Source organism: Rhodoferax saidenbachensis (assembly GCF_001955715.1).
Classification (GTDB): Bacteria; Pseudomonadota; Gammaproteobacteria; order Burkholderiales; family Burkholderiaceae_C; genus Allorhodoferax; species Allorhodoferax saidenbachensis.
The window spans coordinates 2,971,108-2,991,558 of record NZ_CP019239.1 but is presented as its reverse complement, the minus strand read 5'-3'; the positions used below and the strand labels follow the sequence as shown (position 1 = coordinate 2,991,558).

Below are 20,451 nucleotides of genomic sequence, written 5' to 3'. Positions count from 1 at the left end.
TTGCGCTTCAGTGCCCCATGTTGCGCAGGGCGGCTTCGATGGCGGCAGCGGTGGCCAGCGGTTTTTCCATGGGGAAAAGGTGGCTGCCATCCAGCATCATGGTGCGGCCCTTGGTGATTTTTTCAGTCAAGGTCATGCCGACCTGCTTCATCTCCATGGAGTCGCGCCCGCCGATAAAACTCACCGGGCATTTGAGGGGGTGGCGCGCCAGCAGGCGCTCCAGGTTGTCGGGTACGGTGTTGTAGAACTGGGTCTCGATCTGGCGGTCAAAATTCAGCACGCGTTTGCCATCCTCTTCGCAGGTGCCGTAGGTCACATAGTCCAGCAGTACCTGGTCGTCCCATTGGGCAAACGCTTTCTTGTGGCGAAAGTGTTCATAGGCCGCCTCGACCGAGGGCCAGGTGTTGCGCCGCTGTTTGCTCACCGCGCCGGGCGAAAGTGAACCAAAAAGCTGTGTGGATTTCATGACGCCCAGCGCCGAGGAGCGCCAGCCCCCGACCAAGGGTGAGTCGACCAGCACCACGCCACGCGCCAGATCAGGCCGGCGTGCCGCTGCCATCACACTGAGGAAGCCGCCCAGCGAGTGGCCCACCAGCCAGACCGGCTCGCCGACCTTCTCGACCACAGGCTGTACAAAGTCCAGCAGTTGCTGCACCACCTGGGGCCAGTTGTTGGTGACCGGGTACCGTGCATCGTGGCCAAATTTGTCCAGCGCCTTGACCGCAAAGCCCCGGGAACGCAGGCTCTTGAAAAGCACCTTGTAGGTGCTGGCGGGGAAGCTGTTGGCGTGGGAGAAAACGATGGTGGACATACCGGCTATATCAACTTCTCTTCAGGCGTTGTGATTTTTTTCAGGGGCAGGCTGCGGGTGGACTGCTGCATCAGCGGCACGTTGGTGGACTCGCCGTGCCACATCGGGTCTTCGATGCTGTCAAACACCTCGCGCAGCTTCTGGCCCCAACTGCCGTGCAGCATCTTGAAGTAGGGGTTGTTTTCGTCAATGCAGACCACCTTGTCGGTCTGGAAGCTATTGGCCTCGTAGACCACTAGGTCCATGGGCAGGCCCACCGATAGGTTGGATTTGAGCGTGGAATCCATAGACACCAGCGCGCACTTGGCGGCTTCGTCCAGCGGGGTCGTGGGGGTGATGACGCGGTCAAGCACGGGTTTTCCGTATTTGGATTCGCCCACCTGGAAATAGGGTGTTTCGGGTGTGGCTTCGATGAAGTTGCCTGCTGAGTAGACTTGGAACAGGCGCATGCCTTCGCCCTGGATTTGTCCACCAAAGATCAGCGACACATTGAAGTCCACACCGGAGGCTTTGAGTGCCGCGCCATCACGCTCCTGCACCCGGCGTATGGCCGACCCCAGCACGCGCGCCGCGTCAAACATGCTGCGGGCGTTCCAGATCGTGGTGCCTTCGTCGGCTTCGTGGTCCTTGAGCCGCTCGACCTGCAGAATCTCGCGCACGGACTGCGAGATGCTCAGGTTGCCGGCCGACAGCAGCACCATGAAGCGGTCATTGGGCTTCTCGTAGACGATCATCTTGCGGAAGGTGCTGATCTGGTCCAGCCCGGCGTTGGTGCGGGAGTCGGAGAGGAACACCAGTCCGGCGTTGAGTTTGATAGCGACGCAGTAGGTCATTTCTGGGGTGCCGGGAGGGCGGTGCGGGTTCTAAACCTAGAGTGTAAAGGGGTGGCCTTGCGCAGGGCGGACTTAACGCCGGTACAACTGGTCCATTTCGGCGGCAAAACGGGCTGTCAGGTTCTTGCGTTTGAGCTTCAGCGTGGGGGTGAGCAGGGTGTTCTCACTGGTCCAGGGTTCCTGGGTCAGCGCCACGGCGCGGGGCTGGGCGTAGTACGGGAAGCCTCGGGTAAGCGCCTGTATGCGTGTCAGCGCGGCTTGCCTTGCTGCGGGCGCATCCAGGCTCTGTGGCGCATCTGCGGGGAGCTGCAGACTGGCCGCCAGTTGCCGCCAACCGGCCTGGCTCAGCACCACAATGCAGGCGATAAAGGGTTTGTTGTCGCCAAAGGTGTAGGCCTGCTCGAACAAAGGGTCGCTGGTGATGGCCAGCTCCAGATCGCCCGGGGCAATCTTTTCTCCGGTGGACGTGACAATGATTTCCTTGATGCGGCCCAGGATGCGAATGCGTCCACCCTCAATGGCAGCCTGGTCACCGGTGCGCAGCCAGCCGTCCACAAAGGTGGCGGCGGTGTCTGCCTCGCGTTTCCAGTAGCCGCGCATCACGCTGCGGCTGCGTACTTGCAGCTCCTGTAGTTCTCCAATGCGCACCTCCACGCCGGGCAATGCTCGGCCAATGGTGGCCGGGTCGTTGTCATCCAAGCCATTGACGGCCACCACCGGGGAAGTTTCTGTCATGCCGTAGCCCTGCAGGATGGGCAGGCCCAGACCCAGAAAGCAGTGCGCAATGGGCTGCGACAGCGCCGCGCCGCCGCTGACCGCGACGCGCAGCCGCCCCCCAAACTGGGCCAGCAACGGGCGGGCTACCAGCCGGTTCAGAGCGGGCCATACGAGCGCATCCAGTGCGGCAGGCATACGCCCTGGCACCGGCAGGCCTTGGGTGCGGCAAAAACGCCGCCAGCCCACGGTTTGCGCCCACTGGAACAGCGTGGACTTGAGCCGTGAAGCCACCAGCATGCCTTTGAGAACCCCATACACCCGCTCATAAATCCGGGGTACCGAAATCAGGACCGTGGGGCGCACCGTTTTCATGTCTTCCGACAGCAGCGCGACCGAGCGCGCATGGGCCACACAACTGCCAGCTGCGATGGGCAGGTAGTACCCGGCCGTACGCTCAAAGGTGTGCGACAGCGGCAGGAAAGACAGAAACACATCCTGCGGCCCGGGTACCACGCGCTGCAGCACGGCTTTGACGTTCTCCAGCACGTTCTCGTGCGTGAGCATCACGCCCTTGGGTTTGCCGGTGGTGCCGGAGGTGTACACCAGCGTTGCCAGTTCGTCTGCGCGCGGTGGTTCGCTGGGGGCTGGGGCATGACGGGGCTGCGCCAGCCAGTCGCTCCAGAAGACGACGGGCAACTGTGGTGTGGAGGGCAGGGGTTCTGGCGTGGCTTCGAGGACCACTACCTGGCGTAGCGCGGGAAACTCCACGCCCGCAGACGCAATGGCCTCCCACTGCGCGAGGGACTGTGCGATCAGCAGCACGGTGTCGCTGTCGGCCAGGATGTAGGCGATGCTGGCGGGGTTGTCCAGTGCGTGCAGAGGCACGGGCACACAGGCTTGCGCGAGGCTGGCCTGGTCAATGCAGACGGCGGGCAAGCCGTTGGGCAACAGGATGGCGATGCGTGAGCCTCTGGGCAGTTGCAGGTTGCCCAGCGCATCGGTCACGTTGTGTACCTGTGCGCCTATGGCCTGCCAACTGACAGGTGCCCAGCGTTGGGCGGGTTCGTCGTATTGCAGGTAGGCCGCGGCCTGCGGTGTCTGTGCGACGCGCCAGGCAAAGAGTTCGGACAGGGTGAAAACGCCATCCAGCGTGGGGGCAAGGGGGCTTGGGGTGCGCGAAATCATAGGGTTACCTGAGAAGGGGCAGTTGGGGTGCCGGATGGGGTTTCGGCACCACGGTAAAAATCAGCTTCGGGCTAACAGTCCTTTGAGCTGGTAAATCGCTTCCAGCGCGTCCCGCGGGCTCATGGCATCGGGATTCAGGGCCGCAACCGCCGAATCCATTGCGGAAGCAGCTATGGTTTCTGTAGCGGGTGGTGCGGCAAACAGGTCGACCTGCGCTTGCGATTCGCTGGCCTGGCTCTCCAGTGCCTCCAGCACATGGCGGGCCTGGTTGAGCACGGCCGCGGGCATGCCGGCCAGGCGCGCCACCTGCACACCGTAGCTCTTGCTGGCTGGGCCGGGTTCAATCGCGTGCAGGAAGACGATGTCGCGGCCGGCTTCGGCGGCGCTTACGTGCACGTTCAGCGCGCCATGGTGCGTGGCCGGGAACTCGGTGAGCTCAAAGTAGTGGGTGGCGAACAGCGTGAAGGCCTGGGTCTTGTCGTGCAATTGGGTGGCAATCGCGCTGGCCAGTGCGAGGCCGTCGAAGGTCGATGTACCCCGGCCGATCTCGTCCATGAGCACCAGGCTGTGCGGCGTGGCGCTATGCAGGATTTGCGCGGCCTCGGTCATCTCCAGCATGAAGGTGGACTGGGCGTTGGACAGATCATCCGAAGCGCCAATGCGGGTGTGTATGGCATCGATAGGCCCCAGTCGGCAGGCGGCGGCAGGCACGTAGCTGCCGATGCTGGCCAGCAACACGATGAGCGCCACCTGGCGCATATAGGTCGATTTACCGCCCATGTTGGGGCCGGTGATGACCTGCATGCGGGCCTTGGCACCCATGCGCGTGTCGTTGGCGATGAAGTTACCGCTGGAGAGTTCAGCCAGCCGCGCCTGCACCACCGGGTGGCGGCCCTGCGTAATGTCAATGCAGGGCTCCACCACAAACTGCGGCGCGCACCAGTCCAGCGTGAGGGCGCGCTCGGTCAGCGCGCACAGCGCATCGAGTGCGGCCAGCGCGCGGGCCACGCGGGTGAGGGCGGGCACAAAGGGCTGCAGGCGGTCGAGGATTTGCTCGTACAGGTATTTTTCACGTGCCAGCGCGCGCTCCTGGGCGCTGAGCGCCTTGTCTTCAAAGGCTTTCAGCTCGGGCGTGATGAAGCGCTCGGCGTTCTTGAGGGTCTGGCGGCGACGGTAGTCGTCGGGCACCTTGTCGGCCTGGCCCTGGGTGACCTCAATGTAGAAGCCATGCACGCGGTTGAACTGCACGCGCAGGTTGGCGATGCCGGTGCGCGCTTTTTCACGGGTTTCCAGGTCGATCAGGAAAGCATCGCAATTGGTCTGGATGGCGCGCAGCTCGTCGAGCTCGGCGTCAAAACCGGTGGCGATGACACCGCCGTCGCGCACCAGCGCGGCGGGCTCGGCATCTATGGACTGCTGCAGCAGCGCGGCGCATTCCAGGGGCGGGTGCAGATCCTCTGAAATATGTGCCAAATAGGCCTCCAGCCCTTGCAGGGATTGCGCAAGCAGCTCCGTTTTTTGTAGCGTCTGGGCCAGACCCACGAGTTCGCGCGGACGCACCTGGCGCAGCGCCACGCGGGCGGTGATGCGCTCCACGTCGGCACTGCCTTTGAGCTGGCCGCGCAGCGTTTGCCACAAACCACTGCGCAGTGTTGCAATGGCATCCAGCCGCTGCTGCGCCTGCGCGCGGTCGCGCCGCGGGGTCAGTAGCCAGCTTTTGAGCTGGCGGCTGCCCATGCCGGTCATGCAGGTATCCAAGAGCGAAAACAGCGTGGGCGCTTCTTCGCCGCGCAGGGTCTGCACGAGTTCCAGGTTGCGGCGTGTGGTGGTGGGCAGGTCGATGAGTTCGTCGTCGCGCTGCACCTGCACGTTGCTGATGTGGGTCAGCGCACGGCCCTGGGTATGTTCGGCGTAACCCAGCAGCGCGGCAGCAGCGGCATGGGCCAGCGGCAGGTCCTGGGCGTTCCAGCTGCTGAGGCTGGCGGCTTGCAGCGCGTCCAGCAGCTTGCGCTGGCCAAGGGCGCTGTCGAATTGCCACTCGGGGCGCGCCGTGAGGTAGGTGGCTGTGCCGTTGCGCAAGCGTTTGAGGCGGTCTTCAAAGGTGGTGGTGACACCGGCGCTGTAGGCCAGCTCGCTCGGTGCCACGCGGGAAATCCAGTCCGGCACCTCATCGGGGGCGCATTCGGCCAGGTGCACCAGACCTTGGGTCACGGACAGCCAGGCCAGGCCGCAGCGGTTGCGTGGGCCCTGGTGCACGGCCATCAACATGGATTCGGTTTTTTCGCTGAGCAGTTCGGTATCGGTCAGCGTGCCGGGGGTGACCACGCGCACCACCTTGCGTTCCACCGGGCCTTTGGCGGCGCCGACTTCCCCGGTTTGCTCGCAGATGGCCACCGATTCGCCATGGCGGATCAGCTTGGCCAGGTAACCTTCCATGGCGTGAAACGGCACACCGGCCATGACGACTGGCTGGCCGGCTGACTGGCCCCGTTGGGTCAGGGTGATGTCCAGCAGGGCAGCCGCTTTCTCGGCGTCACCGTAGAACATCTCGTAAAAGTCCCCCATGCGGTAGAAAAGCAGGGTGCCGGGATAGGCTGCTTTGAGGCCCAGGTACTGCTGCATCATGGGGGTGTGCTGCTCCAGGGGTGCGGCGGGCAGTTTGTCAGGTGGGGTCACGGTGCTCAGGGAAAAAGAAGAGGGGGCGAGGGGGTTTGTCCGCGGTTGGTGCGCCTTGGGATAGGCCCTATCATACGGAGCAATACAACCCCCAGCGTGAGCTGCAGATGCCTGTGGAGACACTTTCCCAAAACGCGCCACGTCCTTCCGCCGCGCATGCGGATGGGACGACACGCCATGGAGAGTCTCCTGCCGTCTCCGATGCCGTGTTCAGGGCGGCTTTCAGCCAGGGCCCGGAAGCCATTGCCCTGACCCGGGCCCAGGACGGCACGATTGCCGAAGTCAACGCGGAATGGCTGCGCCTGACCGGCTTTTCCCGCGAGGAGGTACTCGGGCGCACCGCGGTAGAGATAGGGCACTGGCCGAATGAGCAGGCGCGCGAAGCGGCGCTGACCCCGCTCAAGATGAACGGACGCATCACCGATGCCGATGTCACCCTGATCATGAAAGATGGCATGCCGCGCATGATCCGCATGAACGCCAATCTGGTCGAGGCCGAAGGGGAGGCCTACATCCTGATCTTTCTGCGTGACGTCACCGCCGACCGGCTGGCCCAGGAGGCCATGTTGGCGAGTGAAAAAGCCCTGGAGCGGGCGTATGAAACACTCAATCGCCAGGTCAAGCTTTATGAAATAACCGAGAAGGTCGCCAAGGTGGGCCACTGGGTTACCTACCCGGACGACCCGATGGTGCACTTCTCGCATGGGTATGCGGAAATGACGGGGGCGCCTCAGAAAATGAGCGCCCCGCAAGGGATCTACAAGCAGCAGGTTGTCGCGCAAGACCTGAACATATTCAAGAACGCCCTGCGCCAGATGAATGGCGAAACCGTGGAGTACCGCTACATCCACGCCGATGGTTCTACGCGCTGGATTCGCTCGCGCATGCACCGGCAGATCGAACATGGGGTGGTGAAGGCAGACTTCGGCATCGTGCAGGAAATCACGGCAGAGCGTCAGGCCATGGAGGCGCTGCAAGCGCAGCTCGCTTTCATCCAGAAGATCACCAGCCGCGCGCCGGGCGTGCTTTTCGAGTTCCAGGCCTGGCCGGATGGCCGCATGAATTTTCCGTTTATCAGCGCGGGCATTGAGCAATTCATTGGTGTGACCGAGCGGGAGGTGTGTGAGGATGCCCACCAGTTCTTCAACCACATCCATCGCGACGACCTGCCCCACCTGCTGGAGGTTTCGCAGGAGGCGACACGTACCCTGACGCCGTGGGAGTGTGAGGTGCGCACCTGGCCCCGCAGTGGCCCGCAGCGCTGGCTTTTGGGGAGCGCCGTGCCCGAGGTCCGGCCCGATGGCGCGGTGCTGTGGTGCGGATCGTTCCTGGATATCACGGCGCGCAAGAGCATGCTGGAGCAGTTGCAACAAAGCGAGATGCGGTTCCGCAGTCTCACCGAACTGTCCTCTGACTGGTACTGGGAGCAGGACGCGGATTTCCGCTTTGTGCATGTGGATGGCAGTACGGAGTCCACCAACGGCGTGCCCACGAAGGTGTATGTGGGCAGGACCCGGTGGGACTCGGGGGTACTGGGTGTTACAGACGCGCAATGGGCGGCCCATAAGGCACAACTGGAACGGCATGAGCCCTTCCGCGACTTCGAGATGCAGCGCCTGCGTGAGGATGGCAGCATGTCCTGGGTGTCTATCAGCGGGGCCCCGATCCTTGGTCCGCGCGGGGAATTTCGGGGCTACCGTGGCACTGGGCGCGATATCACGGCGCGCAAGCAGGCCGAGGCGGACATCGAGCGCCTGGCCTTTTTCGATGCCCTGACCGGCCTGCCGAACCGGCGCTTGCTGATCGACCGGCTGAACCATGCGCTGGAGGCCAGCGCACGCCACACCTCCCACGGCGCGTTGTTGTTCATTGATCTGGACAACTTCAAGATACTCAACGACACCATGGGTCACCATACCGGTGACGAACTGCTCAAACAGGTGGCCGATCGACTGTCCAAATGTGTGCGCAGTGCCGATACCGTGGCGCGGCTCGGTGGGGATGAATTTGTGGTGATGCTCGAAGAGATTGGCGAGATGCCTGCCGACGCTGCCGCACTGGCCGAAACCGTGGGCAAGAAAATCCTGCTTGCGCTGAACCAGGAGTACGACCTGGAAGGCCAGCGCCACCACAGTTCACCCAGCATCGGCGTAACGCTGTTTTTCCAGCATGCGCACAGCTTGGACGAACTGCTCAAGCGGGCGGACCTGGCGATGTACCAGGCCAAGGCCGCCGGGCGCAACACACTGCGCTTCTTCGACCCACAAATGCAGGCGGCCGCCAGTGCACGGGCCACGCTGGAGGCCGATATGCGGCTGGGGCTGGAGCGCAACGAGTTTCTGCTGTATTACCAACCCGTGGTGGACGCGCAAGCCCGCATCACCGGGGTAGAAGCGCTGGTGCGCTGGCAACACCCTGAGCGGGGGCTGGTGTCGCCCGCGGAGTTCATCCCGGTGGCGGAGCAAACCGGGCTCATCTTGCCGCTGGGGCAGTGGGTGCTGGAGACGGCGTGCGCCCAGTTGGTGGAATGGAGTGCGCAGGCATCCACCCAGCGCCTCACCATGGCGGTGAATGTGAGCGCGCGCCAGTTCCGCCATCCCGAGTTTTCCAACCAGTTGTTGAGCCTGCTGCGCGTGAGTGGTGCCAACCCCTACCGCCTGAAGCTGGAGCTGACCGAAAGCCTGCTGCTCAGCGACATCGAAGACGCCATCGTCAAGATGGGGGAGTTGCGCTCCATCGGCGTGAACTTTTCGCTGGACGACTTTGGCACCGGTTATTCCTCCCTGTCGTACCTCAAGCGTCTGCCGCTGGACCAACTCAAGATCGACCAATCGTTTGTGCGCGATGTGCTCAATGACCCCAACGATGCCGCCATTGCCCGCACCATCCTGAATCTGGCGCAAAGCCTGGACTTGGGCGTGGTGGCGGAAGGGGTGGAGACCAAGGGCCAGCACGAGTTTCTGTTGCGTGCGGGTTGCAAGGCCTTCCAGGGGTATTTGTTCGGCCGTCCGGTACCTGTGGTGCAATTGGATTTGCGGGTGAGATGAAAAAAGAAGGCGCCATGGCATCTAACGACCTGGCGGCGCAAGTGGAGGCGCTGCAGCACGCCCTGCAAGCTGCACAGGCTGACGCCGCGCGTGCCCACAGCTTGTTGCAGGGAAGCTTCTGGGACAGTCCCGCTGCCATTCTTATCAGCCGGCGCAGCGATGGGCGTTTTGTGGAAGTCAACCACAAGTGGTGTGTCATAAGCGGCTACTCGCGCGAGGAAACTCTGGGCAAGACCACGCTGGAAATGGGCGTGTGGCCCGATGCGCAAGTCCGCGAAGCCACGCTCGCGCGGTTGCGCAGCGCGGGCGCGCGCACCGTGGATCTGCCTTTTGTCACGCGTGACGGCCGGTCGCTGTTGCTGCAGCTGGATGCCGCCTTTATCGACATCGATGGAGAGCCGCACTATGTCTCGCAACTGACCGATGTCACCCAGCAGCGCAAGGCGCAGGCGGTCATCGAGGAAAGCGAACGCGCCCTGCAAAAGCTCAACGATGAATTGACGGCCAAGGTGGAGATTTTCGAGCTCACCGAAAACCTGGCCCGTGTGGGCCACTGGACCATGGCCGACTTCAATGCGAAGCAGCAGCAATGGTCTGCCGGGTTGTACGCGCTGGGGGGCATCCCAACCGACACCGATCTGAGTACGGGCGTGGCACGCGGGCGTATCCACCCGGAAGACCGCGCGGCTTTCATTCAAGCCCGCACGCAACTGGATGGCAGTACGCTGGAATATCGGTGGATGCACCCGGATGGCAAGGTGCACTGGATGCGCAGCCGCATGCGCCGCCACCAGGGGCGCGACGGCAGCTATCTGGACTATGGGGTGGTACAGGACTTTACCGAGGAGCAGGAGGCCAAGCAGGCGCTGCAGGACCGCTTGGGGCTGGTGCAGCGCCTGACCAGCCGCCTGCCCGAGATGGTGTTCCAGTTTGCGCGCCATGGCAAACAAAGCGGTGCGTTTGTGTTTGTCAGTGATGCGGTGCAGGACGTTTTTCGTGTGAGCCCCGAGCAGGCCTATGCGGACTCAACCCGGATTTTTCGCCATATCCACCCGGACGACATGCCAGGCATGGTGCGGTCCATGCAGGAAGGTGCTGGACACGGGCAGACCTGGGCCTACGAGTTCAGGGTGCGGTTTGACGATGGCACGACGCGGGTGCTGTTTGGCAAGGCCATTACCTTTGTGGAAGCCAATGGGCAGGCCATGGCCTACGGTTCCATCACCGACGTGACCGACCACAAGGCCTCTCAGGCGTCGCTGCGCGAGAGTGAAGAGCGCTTTCGTGCATTGACCGAGCTGTCGTCCGACTGGTATTGGGAGCAGGATGCCCAGTTTCGCCTATCCCGGCTGGATGGGGCCATGGTGCACAAGGGCGGTGGACAGGCCCTGGCCGGCCTGGGCAAAACCCGCTGGGATATCGGTGCGCTCAACATGGGCCCTGCGGATTGGGACGCCCACCGCGCGATCCTGAAGTCACACGCGGTGTTTCACGATCTGGAGTTGCAGGAGCTGGACTACAAGGGGCGCCCTTACTGGATGTCACTCAGCGGTGCACCTTTCTTTGATGCCGATGGGCGTTTTGCCGGCTACCGCGGTGTCGGGCGCAATATCACCGGGCGCAAGCGTGCCGAGGAAAAGATTGAAAAGCTGGCCTATTACGACGTGCTGACCGGGCTGCCCAACCGCCGCCTGCTGATGGACCGGCTGCACTACGCCTTGGCCACCAGTGGTCGGGACAAGACGCCCGGCGCCCTGCTGTTCATTGACCTGGACAACTTCAAGGACCTCAACGACACCCAGGGCCACGATGTGGGCGACATGCTGCTGTTGCAGGTGGCGCAGCGCCTGGTGACCTGTGTGCGCGAAACCGACACCGTGGCCCGGCTCGGGGGTGACGAATTTGTGGTGATGCTGCAAAACCTGGACACCGCGTTGGACCAGGCCACGGCCCAGGTGGAACTGGTCGGCAAAAAAATCCTGGCCGCCTTGAACCAGACCTACCGCTTGGGTGCACTGGAGCACCACAGTACGCCCAGCATCGGTGTTGCGCTCTTCGAGGATCAGCACCAGTCCGTGGATGATTTGCTCAAGCAGGCTGATCTGGCCATGTACGAATCCAAATCGGCAGGGCGCAACACCATGCGCTTTTTCGACCCCACCATGCAGGCCCTGGTGGCGCAGCGCACCGCGCTGGAGTCCGATCTGCGCCTGGGCCTGCAGCGGGGCGAGCTGCTACTGCACTACCAGCCCGTGGTGGACGCCCATAGCCGCGTGGTGGGCGTGGAGGCACTCGTGCGCTGGCAACATCCGCAGCGCGGGCTGGTGCCGCCCAATGCGTTCATTTCGATTGCCGAGCAGACCGGGCTGATTCTGGCACTGGGTGGTTGGGTACTGGACGCCGCCTGCAGGCAGTTGGCCTTCTGGTCACACCGGAGCGCCACCGCGGCACTGACTGTGGCCGTGAATGTGAGTGCACGCCAGTTCCGCCATCCCGAGTTTGTGGAACAGGTGATGGACACCGTGCGCCGCACACAGGCCAGCCCGCAACTGCTGCGGCTGGAGCTGACCGAAAGCCTGTTGCTGGGCGACACCCAGGACACGGTGCGCAAGATGGGCGAACTGCGCGAGCACGGCGTGCAGTTTTCGCTGGACGACTTTGGCACCGGGTATTCGTCGCTGTCGTACCTGAAGCTGTTGCCGCTGGAGCAGCTCAAGATCGACCAGTCGTTTGTGCGCGATGTGCTGACCGACCCCAACGATGCGGCCATTGCCCGCACCATCCTGGCGCTGGGCCAGAGCCTGGGCCTGAGTGTGGTGGCGGAAGGGGTGGAAACAGCGGGGCAGCGCGACTTTTTACTGCAATGCGGCTGCACCCTGTTTCAGGGGTATTTGTTCAGCAAACCGGTGCCCGTGGAGCAATTGCTGCTCGACGACCCGGCTGCCCATATCTAAAACGGATTACTCGGCGGCGCCTTGCGCATCGGCAGACAGGGTGCCCAAGCTGGCCACCGGGTAGGCTTGGCGCAAAGCGGCTTTTTCGCCGGCGCCGGCAAACTTGCTGTACTTGCCCAGGATGCTGACCATCTGGCCATAGATCTTGGGGCTGCCGGCCAGGCATTCTTCCTGTTCCAGAAAGTCGGCTTCACCGGTGAAGTTGCCGACCAGACCACCGGCTTCGGTGACCAGGAGCGAACCTGCGGCCACGTCCCAGGGCTGCAGGCCCAGTTCGAAAAAGCCTTCGGTGTAACCTGCGGCCACATAGGCCAGGTCCAGCGCGGCGGCACCGGGGCGGCGCAGGCCCGCAGTGCGCTGCATCACGTCGCCCATCATGCTCAGGTACTGGTTGAAGTTGTCGCCCGGACGGAAGGGGAAACCGGTGGAGATCAACGACTCCTGGAGGCGCGTGCGTTTGGAGACGCGCAGACGGCGGTCGTTCAGGTAGGCGCCGCGGCCTTTGGTGGCAGTGAACAGGTCGTTGCGGGTGGGGTCGTACACCACCGCTTGCTCAATCTTGCCCTTCACGGCCAAGGCGATGCTGACGCAGTACACGGGCAGGCCGTGGATGAAATTGGTGGTGCCGTCCAGCGGATCGATGATCCAGACGTATTCGGAATCCTGGGCGCCGTGTTCGCGGCCTGACTCTTCGGCCCAGATGCCGTGGCCGGGGTAGGCGGTGAGCAGGGTTTCTATGATCGCGGCTTCTGCAGCCTGGTCCACCTCGGTGACAAAGTCGTTGGCCTTCTTTTGCGAGACGCGGACCGATTCAATGTCCAGCGCGGCGCGGTTGATGATGTTGCCAGCGGCGCGGGCGGCCTTGACGGCCACGTTGATCATGGGGTGCAGATTGGGCGACATAGATTGTTGGGGGAAGAACTGGGGAAGACCGGCTGGCGATGCAGGCGGCGACAATAGGGCCAGATTTTAGCCGCCCCGCCTTGAGAGCGCACCCTATCCGGGTTTGCCCAGGCGCCACAGACTGCTTTTTAGACCGTTTTTACCCATGCAGACCCGATTTATCCTGATCAATACCAGCCATGCCGGCAATGTGGGCGCTGCCGCGCGCGCCATGAAAACCATGGGTTTTGACGATCTGGTGCTGGTCGCCCCGCGCTGGGCCAATGTGCTGCGCCGCGAAGAAACCATCCAGCGCGCCAGCGGGGCGCTGGATGTGCTGGACAAATGCCGCATTGTGGAAACGCTGGACGAGGCACTGGACGGCATGAGCCACCTGTGCGCCACCGCCATGACGCCGCGTGACTTTGGCCCGCCCACCCGCACGCCGCGGGAACACTTCGAATTGCTATCAAAAGGGGAGCTGCTTGCGCAGGTTCCATCGGGGCTGGAGGGCGATTTGGCACCGAATTCCGGTGTGTTGGAACAAACCGGCATTGCGTTTCTGTTTGGTTCCGAGCGTTTCGGCATGCGCAACGAAGATGTGTACCGCTGCCATGTGGCCCTGAGCATTCCCAGCAACCCGCAGTTTGGTTCGCTCAATATCGGTGCGGCGCTGCAGGTGATTGCGTATGAATGGCGGCTGGCGCTGGGTGGTTTTTCCGATTCCGTTCTCCCTGAGCCTGTCGAAGGGTTGCAGGCTTCGACGGGCCCAACCCGAACGGGGGCGGGTCTTGCTGACGCGGCCCAGGTGGCCGGCATGCTGGCCCACCTGGAGCAGTCACTCGTCGCGCTGGAGTTTCTGGACCCGGCCGCACCCAAGAAGCTGATGCCACGCCTGAACGCCTTGTTCAATCGCGCCCAAGTCACGCAGGAAGAAATCCACATCCTGCGCGGCATTGCCAAAGCCATCCTGCAGCGCCGTGGCCAAGCACCGACTGCGGGTGTGGGATTGGTGGCTATAGACGGCAAACCCGGTTTGACCGGCTAGACTGCGAACCATGTTTTCACGCCTGCGCTCCGACATCCAATGCATTCTCGACCGCGATCCTGCGGCGCGAACCACCTGGGAGGTGTTGACCTGCTACCCGGGTCTGCACGCTCTGTGGCTGCACCGGCGCGCGCACTGGTGCTGGGAACATGGTTTCAAGTGGCTGGGGCGCTTTATCTCGCATGTGTCGCGCTTTTTCACCGGCATTGAAATCCACCCCGGCGCCAAGATCGGCCAGCGCGTCTTTTTTGACCACGCCATGGGCGTGGTGGTGGGCGAGACGGCGGAAATTGGCGACGGTTGCACGATCTACCAGGGTGTCACGCTGGGCGGTACCAGCCTGTACAAAGGCGCCAAACGCCACCCCACGCTGGGCCGCGATGTGGTGGTCAGCGCCGGGGCCAAAATTCTGGGTGGTTTTGAGGTGGGTGACGGCGCCAAGATCGGCAGCAACGCCGTGGTCATCAAGCCCGTGCCCGCAGGTGCCACGGCGGTGGGCATCCCCGCGCGCATCATTCCCAGCAAGGCGGGCGAGAGCGCGGACGTCACCAGCCAGGCCCCCAAATTCAGCGCTTATGGCATTACCCAGGAAGACGACCCTGTCAGCCAGGCCCTGCGCGGGCTGATCGATTCAGCTTCGGGCCAGGACCACCAGATTGCGCTGCTGTGGAAGGCGATTGAATCCTTGTCCGCCAGCCGTGCCCAGGACGACTGTGTGCCGCAGGACGCGGCGCGCAAGGAGTGTTTCGAAGCCGCCAAGCTCAACGAGTTGGTAGGGAAATAGCGCCCCCACGCTCCGCCGCTGCGCGGGTCGCTGCCCCCCAAAGGGGGCTAATTTTCCTTGGGGCGGCCCGGCGGAAAATTGGTTTTGTTGCTCGGATTGCTATCACTATGATAGCTGCTTGCGCAATCCAAATGCGGGCTAGAGCCCGATTTGACATATTTTTCTAGGCGCGACTCGGGCGTACGGCGCTTTTTGGCCGGAAGGCCTTGCACACGGCGTCTACCGTTTCCAGATACGGCCCGCCAATCAAATCAATGCAATAGGGCACGGCGGCAAAGATGCCGTTGACCAGTTGTTTGCCGTCGGCATCCTTCAGCCCTTCCAGCGTTTCGGCAATCGCCTTGGGCTGACCCGGCAGGTTGATGATCAACGACTGGTCGCGAATCACCGCTACTTGGCGCGAGAGGATCGCGGTGGGCACAAAGTGCAGGCTGATGGCGCGCATCTGCTCACCAAAACCCGGCATTTCCTTGTGTGCCACGGCCAGTGTGGCCTCAGGTGTCACATCGCGGATGGCGGGGCCGGTGCCGCCGGTGGTCAGCACCAATGCGCAGCCGGCATCCACCAGCGCAATCAGGGTGGCGCTGATGGTGGCCTGCTCGTCAGGGATCAGGCGCGCGTCAAACGTGATGGGGTTGTGCAGGGCTTTGCCGAGCCACGCTTGCAGCGCGGGCAAGCCCTTGTCTTCATACACGCCGCTGGAGGCGCGGTCGCTGATGGAAACGATGCCGATCTTCACCGCATCGGGTGTGGCCCCCACGCTTGTCACTGCGTGTACTGCGCTGCCCGCCGAGGGGGCCTTCACGCCTTGGGGGGGGGCGGCGGTGTTCAAAGCCGTGTTCAATCTTCCGCTCCCTCGTCTTCCTCGTCATCGGGCTCGGCGTGCGCGGCTTCCTGGTTCGCCAGCAGGGCTTCACGCACCAACTGAAAAATATCGCGGTACGCGCGGCCATGGCGCAGGGCCTCGCCGGGTTTTTCGGGCTTGGCGTCCTTGCGGGCCTGGCGCACCAGCGAGCGCAGTTGCTGGCTGTCGGTGCCGGGGCTCAGCGTGAGCCACTGGCCTACCGCATCGTCCTCGGCAACCAGGCGGTCGCGCCATTGTTCGGCCTGATGCAGCACCAAAGTCTCTTTGGCAGACGGCATGTGCTGTTCGGCCAGCGCGGCACGGATTTCTTCGTGTTTCTCGGGCGTCAGCAAACGCATTTGTTTGCCGATGAACTGCATCTGGCGGCGTTTGCCTTCGAAATTGGTGATGCGTTTGGCCTCGGCCACACCTTCGACCAATCGGGTGGGCAGATCCAGCTTGATCAACAGTTCAGTGCGCAGGGTGAGCAGGTCTTCGCCGAGTTTTTGCTGTTCGGTGCTTTCACGCTTGAGGTCGGTGCGGGTGGGCTCGTCGGTACCTTTGAGTTCGCGCTTGTACTCGAGGTCCAGCGCGCTGCCCTCGGCGACGAACTGGCCCTTGACGAAATAGCCTTTTTTTAGTTTGCGTGACATAGCCAAGTATCATAGCCGTCGCCATGAAGAAACCCTTTCCCCCCCAGTCCCGCCCCAATAAACCTGCCGACAGCGGCTTTGCTTTCAGCCCCGCATTTTTTGAATCCCTGACCGATACGGCGCTGGCCGAGGCCAAAAAGCTGGGTGCCACCGACGCCGGTGCCGAGGTGTCCGAGGGCTGCGGACTGAGCGTTTCGGTGCGCAATGGCGAGCTGGAAAACGTGGAGCGAAACCGCGACAAGTCACTGGGCGTGACGGTGTATGTGGGCCACCGCCGTGGCAATGCCAGCACTTCCGATTTCTCGCAGGCGGCGATTGCGCAGACCGTGCGCGCCGCCTTCGACATTGCCCGCTTCACCGCGGAAGACACCTTTGCCGGTTTGCCCGATGCGAAAGACATCGCGCCGCCAGAACAACGCAGCCGCAACCTGGACCTGTTCCACCCCTGGGCCATCAACAGCGAAGAGGCTGCCCGCCTGGCGCTCGAATGCGAGGCCGCGGCCCTCTCGGTGGACAAGCGCATCACCAACAGCGAAGGCGCCGCCGTGTCGGCCCAACAGTCGCACTTTTTCAGCGCCCACACCAATGGGTTTCGCGGCGGTTATGCCTCGTCGCGCCACTCCATGTCGGTCTCGCCGATTGCCGGCAAGGGTGACGACATGCAGCGCGACGCCTGGTACAGCTCCATGCGCTCTTCGGACGAGTTGGCCTCACCCCAGGCCATTGGCCGCTACGCCGCAGAGCGCGCCCTGAGCCGCCTGAAGGCACGCAAGATCAAGACAGTGGAGTGCCCCGTGCTGTTTGAGTCGCCTTTGGCTGCAGGCCTGCTGGGCGCCTTTGTGCAGGCCGTGAGCGGCGGTGCCTTGTACCGCAAGAGCAGCTTTTTGCTGGACTCGTTGGGCAAGCAGGTGCTGCCCAGACATATCGACATCCAAGAAGACCCGTTTGTGCTGCGCGGCAAGGGCAGCTCTCCCTTTGACGACGAAGGCGTGCGCGTGCAGGCCCGCCAGGTGGTGGATGCCGGGCGTGTGCAGGGTTATTTTTTGAGCAGCTATTCGGCCCGCAAGCTGGGTATGCAGACCACCGGCAATTCGGGTGGTTCGCACAACTTGACTTTCACCTCACGCCTGACCAAGGCGGGCGACGATCTGGATGCCATGCTGCAAAAACTCGGCACCGGCCTGCTGGTGACTGAACTGATGGGGCAGGGCGTGAACTACGTGACCGGCGACTATTCGCGCGGCGCCAGTGGTTTCTGGGTGGAGAAGGGGCGCATTGCCTACCCGGTGCACGAGATCACCATCGCGGGCAACATGAAGGCCATGCTCAAAGGCATTGAGGCCGTGGGTGCGGATACCTACAACTACGGTGCAAAAACCGTGGGTTCTATTCTGGTGAACCGGATGAAGGTCGCCGGCTCCTAACTTTTTTCCGATGTGGGTTTGCGCTTGGTCCGGAGCAGCCGGGCTACGCGTCCCCCGCGCCCTTTGGGCGCTCCTCCTTGACCTGCGCAAAACGCATAACCAGACTGCTCCTGTGCGTGTCGGGGCGCTGCCGTTCGAATTCCGCTGCCGCGCCTACCCCTCCAGTTGCCGGTAGGGGGCATGCGTTTTGCGCAGGTAAAGGAGGAGGGGCCTCAGGCCCCGGGGGACACGGAGCAAAAGGTATGCCCTCTGTCGGCAGCGGGGCGAGAAAAAATCAGGAAGAAAGTGCAGTCTTGACCGCAGCAGAAACGGCCGACATCTCTGCCTTGCCGGCCAGACGCGTTTTCACCACGCCCATGACCTTGCCCATATCGCCGGGGCCCGACGCGCCCAGTTCTGCGACGATGGCTTTCACTTCCACGAGCACTTCATCGGCAGACATGCGTTGTGGCAGGTAGGCCTGCAGCACTTTCATTTCGGACGCTTCCTTGTCGGCCAGTTCCTGGCGTTCGGCCTTGACGAAGGCTTCGATGGAGTCCTTGCGCTGCTTGATCAGCTTGTCCACGATGGCCACGACCATGGCGTCGTCCAGCACCACACGCTCGTCCACTTCCTTTTGCTTGAGGGCCGCCAGCAGCAGGCGGATAGTGCCCAGGCGCTCGCTGTCCTTGGCGCGCATGGCGGTCTTCATGTCTTCGGTGATCTGGTCTTTGAGTGACATAGCGGTATTCCTGAAAGGGGAGCGAAAAGGGATGCGGTGACATAAAAAAAGCCCGCTGGAGCGTCCCCAAGCGAGCTTTTTTGGGCCTTGGAAGGCTGTTCTTTAGAACATCTTCTTGGGCAATTGCATGCTGCGGATGCGCTTGTAGTTGCGCTTGACGGCGGCTGCCTTCTTGCGCTTGCGCTCTGCAGTGGGCTTTTCATAGAACTCGCGTGCGCGCAAGTCGGTCAGCAAACCCAGTTTTTCGATAGTGCGCTTGAAGCGACGCAGAGCGACGTCAAACGGCTCGTTTTCTTTTACACGGATGGTTGTCATTACGTAATGTTGTCCAAAATGTGCTGTCGCCAGTCATGTGGGGAGATCGAGCCCCACATGCCACGTTCAGCGGTATTCCCCGTCTTAACTAGTATTGGCCGACGGGGGACTGCCAGAATAGCCTTGGATTATATCCCGAACTCTGCGGACGGCAACTCGCCCCAAGGCGAGCCAGCCCCCGGGGGGGGGGGGGCAGACGCCCATACACATCAATAGGGCAGTGAGGGCGTCGGGGGCGGAACCCTATGCCGCCCGCAGGGCTTGGGCCAGCGCCTTTGCGCAGGCAAAGGCGCTGGCCCAGGCCCACTGGAAGTTGTAGCCGCCCAGCCAGCCGGTCACATCGACCACCTCGCCAATGAAATACAGGCCCGGCTGGCGGGATTCCAGGGTCTGGCTGGACAAGGCCTTGGTGTCCACGCCACCGGCGGTGACTTCGGCCTTGCGGTAGCCCTCGGTACCGGTGGGGGTGAGTTCCCAGCGTGCCAGGCGCTCGGCCAGTGCCGTGAGTGCCTTGTCGGAGGCTTCGTTGACCGGGCGCTGCCAGTTGTGGCCCAGTGCCGTGCCCTGGGCGACCCAGGTGTCGGCCAGGCGGGAGGGCACCAGGGCGGCCAGCTCGTTGGCGATCAGCTTGCGGGAGGTGGCTTTGGCCTGGTTCAGGTGGGCGGTGATATCCGTGCCGGGCGCCAGGTTCAGACGGATGGGCGTGCCTTCCTGCCAGTAGCTCGATATTTGCAGCACGCCCGGGCCAGACAGGCCGCGGTGGGTGAACAACAGGTCTTCGAGGAAAGCGGTTTTGTCCTTCTTGCCACCTGTTTCGATGCTGACGGGCAGCGACAGGCCCGAGAGCTGGGCAAACGGCGCCCAGGCGGCTTCGTCAAAGGTCAGCGGCACCAGTGCCGGACGCGGCGTGACCAGGGGCAGGTCGAACTGTTTGGCCACGCGGTAGCCAAAATCGGTCGCGCCGATCTTGGGGATGGACAGGCCGCCGCTGGCGATGACCACGGCGCCGCAGTGGATGGTGCCGCGATCACTATCAATTTCATAGCTGCTTGCGCTTGATCCATAAGGGCTGGAGGCCAAAAACCTTAGGTTTTTGACGCCGCAGGGCTGCCAGCGCTCCACGCCACCGGCCGCGCACTCGGCCAGCAGCATTGCGATCAGGTCTTCGGCCGAGCGGTCGCAAAACAGCTGGCCTTTGTGTTTTTCGTGGAAGGCGATGCCGTGTTTCTTGACCAGTGACACGAAATCGGCCGGGGTGAAGCGCGACAGGGCGGACTTGGCAAAACGCGGGTTCTCGCTCAGGAAGTTGGCCGCCGTGACGTCCATGTTGGTGAAGTTGGCGCGTCCACCGCCCGAAATGCGGATTTTTTCGGCCACTTTTTCGCTGTGGTCCAGCACCAGCACCTTGAGCCCCAACTGTCCGGCGACCCCGGCACAAAACAGGCCGGCTGCACCGGCGCCCACGATCACAACATCAAAACTTTGCATGGGCTGCAGTGTAGACTTTCAAGGATGACGGTGCCCGATACAGAGGCACCGCATAACAAGAGCGAGACA

At 62.9% G+C, this 20,451-nt stretch carries 15 protein-coding genes; 5 read left to right on the top strand and 10 right to left on the bottom strand.

The window, feature by feature from the left end:
* Nucleotides 1-7 precede the first annotated feature (7 nt).
* The 4 genes from RS694_RS14195 to mutS form a co-directional block, all read right to left on the bottom strand.
* Nucleotides 8-811, bottom strand: coding sequence for an alpha/beta hydrolase (locus RS694_RS14195; protein WP_029709775.1), 804 nt, complete (start codon nt 809-811; stop codon nt 8-10).
* 5 nt (nt 812-816) lie between these two features.
* On the bottom strand, nt 817-1,644 hold the full coding sequence (locus RS694_RS14190) for a proteasome-type protease (RefSeq protein WP_029709776.1): 828 nt from the start codon (nt 1,642-1,644) through the stop codon (nt 817-819).
* Between the two features lie 72 nt (nt 1,645-1,716).
* Complete coding sequence (locus RS694_RS14185) at nt 1,717-3,546, bottom strand: AMP-dependent synthetase/ligase (protein ID WP_029709777.1); 1,830 nt, start codon at nt 3,544-3,546, stop codon at nt 1,717-1,719.
* Nucleotides 3,547-3,606: 60 nt separating this feature from the next.
* Nucleotides 3,607-6,171, bottom strand: a complete 2,565-nt coding sequence (mutS, locus tag RS694_RS14180) for a DNA mismatch repair protein MutS (protein WP_076070053.1) — start codon at nt 6,169-6,171, stop codon at nt 3,607-3,609.
* A 164-nt stretch (nt 6,172-6,335) separates the two neighbouring features.
* Between mutS and RS694_RS14175 the strand changes: the two genes are divergently transcribed.
* Complete coding sequence (locus RS694_RS14175) at nt 6,336-9,269, top strand: sensor domain-containing protein (RefSeq protein WP_174407705.1); 2,934 nt, start codon at nt 6,336-6,338, stop codon at nt 9,267-9,269.
* 14 nt (nt 9,270-9,283) lie between these two features.
* Entirely contained in the window at nt 9,284-12,223 is a 2,940-nt protein-coding gene (locus RS694_RS14170) for a sensor domain-containing protein (protein ID WP_161631581.1), read from the top strand.
* A gap of 6 nt (nt 12,224-12,229) precedes the next feature.
* On the opposite strand, the gene RS694_RS14165 is transcribed toward RS694_RS14170, so the two are convergent.
* Nucleotides 12,230-13,126 (bottom strand): inositol monophosphatase family protein, encoded by an 897-nt coding sequence (locus RS694_RS14165; protein ID WP_029709781.1) that lies wholly within the window; start codon nt 13,124-13,126, stop codon nt 12,230-12,232.
* Nucleotides 13,127-13,271: 145 nt separating this feature from the next.
* Between RS694_RS14165 and RS694_RS14160 the strand changes: the two genes are divergently transcribed.
* Nucleotides 13,272-14,153 (top strand): RNA methyltransferase, encoded by an 882-nt coding sequence (locus RS694_RS14160; RefSeq protein ID WP_051392200.1) that lies wholly within the window; start codon nt 13,272-13,274, stop codon nt 14,151-14,153.
* A 10-nt stretch (nt 14,154-14,163) separates the two neighbouring features.
* Nucleotides 14,164-14,937, top strand: coding sequence for a serine O-acetyltransferase (gene cysE, locus RS694_RS14155; protein ID WP_029709783.1), 774 nt, complete (start codon nt 14,164-14,166; stop codon nt 14,935-14,937).
* A 163-nt stretch (nt 14,938-15,100) separates the two neighbouring features.
* On the opposite strand, the gene mog is transcribed toward cysE, so the two are convergent.
* Nucleotides 15,101-15,697: a molybdopterin adenylyltransferase gene (gene mog, locus RS694_RS14150; RefSeq protein ID WP_029709784.1), complete on the bottom strand. Its 597-nt coding sequence runs from the start codon at nt 15,695-15,697 to the stop codon at nt 15,101-15,103.
* 80 nt (nt 15,698-15,777) lie between these two features.
* Nucleotides 15,778-16,434, bottom strand: a complete 657-nt coding sequence (gene yjgA / locus RS694_RS14145) for a ribosome biogenesis factor YjgA (RefSeq protein WP_029709785.1) — start codon at nt 16,432-16,434, stop codon at nt 15,778-15,780.
* A gap of 23 nt (nt 16,435-16,457) precedes the next feature.
* Between yjgA and pmbA the strand changes: the two genes are divergently transcribed.
* Entirely contained in the window at nt 16,458-17,858 is a 1,401-nt protein-coding gene (gene pmbA, locus RS694_RS14140) for a metalloprotease PmbA (protein ID WP_029709786.1), read from the top strand.
* Nucleotides 17,859-18,132: 274 nt separating this feature from the next.
* Here the strand turns inward: pmbA and RS694_RS14135 are convergent, their stop codons facing one another.
* The 3 genes from RS694_RS14135 to RS694_RS14125 all read right to left on the bottom strand — a co-directional run bounded on the left by RS694_RS14135 (nt 18,133) and on the right by RS694_RS14125 (nt 20,382).
* On the bottom strand, nt 18,133-18,579 hold the full coding sequence (locus RS694_RS14135) for a GatB/YqeY domain-containing protein (RefSeq protein ID WP_029709787.1): 447 nt from the start codon (nt 18,577-18,579) through the stop codon (nt 18,133-18,135).
* A gap of 102 nt (nt 18,580-18,681) precedes the next feature.
* Nucleotides 18,682-18,894, bottom strand: a complete 213-nt coding sequence (gene rpsU, locus RS694_RS14130) for a 30S ribosomal protein S21 (protein WP_029709788.1) — start codon at nt 18,892-18,894, stop codon at nt 18,682-18,684.
* 243 nt (nt 18,895-19,137) lie between these two features.
* Nucleotides 19,138-20,382, bottom strand: coding sequence for a BaiN/RdsA family NAD(P)/FAD-dependent oxidoreductase (locus RS694_RS14125; RefSeq protein WP_029708525.1), 1,245 nt, complete (start codon nt 20,380-20,382; stop codon nt 19,138-19,140).
* Between the last annotated feature and the right edge of the window lie 69 nt (nt 20,383-20,451).